Source organism: Cupriavidus sp. CuC1 (assembly GCF_044627735.1).
Taxonomy (GTDB): domain Bacteria; phylum Pseudomonadota; class Gammaproteobacteria; order Burkholderiales; family Burkholderiaceae; genus Cupriavidus; species Cupriavidus ulmosensis.
This window is the reverse complement of record NZ_JBIUHC010000365.1, coordinates 1-1,530: the sequence shown is the minus strand read 5'-3', so window position 1 is coordinate 1,530 and position 1,530 is coordinate 1. Positions and strand designations below refer to the sequence as shown.

Genomic DNA, 1,530 nt, shown 5'->3' with positions numbered 1-1,530 from the left:
CCCGCATGCGATCGCCTCGGGTCTTTCGCTGCAACTGAAAGGCACCACGGCGCGATCGTCCGCAGATAAAGATGAAACCCAGGAAGGCAAAGGTCTCCGGTCGGCCAAGGCCTCGACTCTGGCGGTTGACCGCTGCGTAGCGGCCAAACTCCAGCAGCCTCGTCTTGTCCGGGTGAAGCGCAAGCGAGAACTCCTCCAACCTCAGTCGCATCGCGTCCCAGAATCGCCGCGCGTCGGCTTCGTGCTCGAAGCCGACCACGATATCATCCGCGTACCGCAGAATGATGACGTTGCCTTTAGCTTCCCGTCGTCGCCACCGGTTGGCCCAGAGATCAAACACGTAGTGCAGATACACGTTCGCGAACAGTGGCGATGCCACCGAGCCCTGCGGTGTACCTGTTTCACTGACGCTCAGTTCTCCTTTTTCCAGAACGCCCGCCTTGAGCCATTTCTGCACAAGACGAATGATGCGCTCGTCGCCGATCCGATGCTCCATGAACCGAACCAGCCAGTCCTGGCTGACCGAGTCAAAGAAGCTCCGGATGTCGGCGTCTAAAATCCAGTTCACCGGGGTGCGGGTGATGGCCGTTGCCAACGCGTCCAGCGCATCATGCTGACTGCGTCCGGGTCGGAACCCATACGAGAAACCGAGAAAGTCTTCCTCGTAGATCGCATTTAGCACTTCAACCACCGCGCGCTGGACGATCTTGTCTTCCAGTGCGGCAATCCCCAATGGGCGCTGTTTGCCGTCCGGCTTGGGTATGTACTGCCGCCGAACGGGCAGTGCCCGATACGCTCCGCTGAGTACTTGCGTGTGCAGACGCTGGAGATGCTCTTCCAGTCCTGCCTCGTAGTACCGCCATGTCAGGCCATCCACTCCCGGAGCCGCGTTGCGTTTGAGTGCATAAAACGACTCCCGAAGCCGGTCGACCGTGACGTGATGCAGCAGCGCGGTGAACTTTTCCTTCTTCCGCTGCCTTGCAGCTTGCCGTACACGTTCCAGCCCCTGTGACACGCTTTCCCGATTCTGCGCCCGGCACGTGTTGGACTGACCCATGTTCCCCTTGGTCCCCGCCCTTCGCTCCACCCACTCCGCAGCCGATTTCCCGGCATTGTTCGCAGGCTTCCTCGCTAATACGGCGGAGTCTGACTTCTCCCGTCTGTTCATCATCGGCTACGGCTCCTCGCCTTCCCGACGCGGACCAGCCCAGGCTGCGACTGGCCAGACGAGAGATCTCCCGGTTCCCGTGCAAAGAGCGTCCGTACGTGCCAGGGTCTTCGACCACGCCGGGTCGTCGGGGCACTCGCGCTCACGCGCCCCTCCGTATAGCCTTCCGCGTACTGAACCGCGTCGGCACCCAGGATGACAGTCCTATCGTGGCTCAATGGCTGGCCCGCACGCTCCCCTACCGACGCTTCGCCGACATCCTCGCGGATGCCTGCGCACGGCTCGGGGCCGATGTGGTTCGCTATTCCTTCATCGTAGTGGACTCGCACCACTTACTCCTTGCCGGTCTCCCGGCGCACTCA

At 61.6% G+C, this 1,530-nt stretch carries 1 protein-coding gene; it reads right to left on the bottom strand.

The genetic code is table 11. From position 1 onward, the window contains the following. On the bottom strand, positions 1-1,168 hold a 1,168-nt coding region (gene ltrA / locus ACGLHR_RS51665; RefSeq protein ID WP_400103869.1), incomplete at its 3' end, for a group II intron reverse transcriptase/maturase. Positions 1,169-1,530 lie beyond the last annotated feature (362 nt).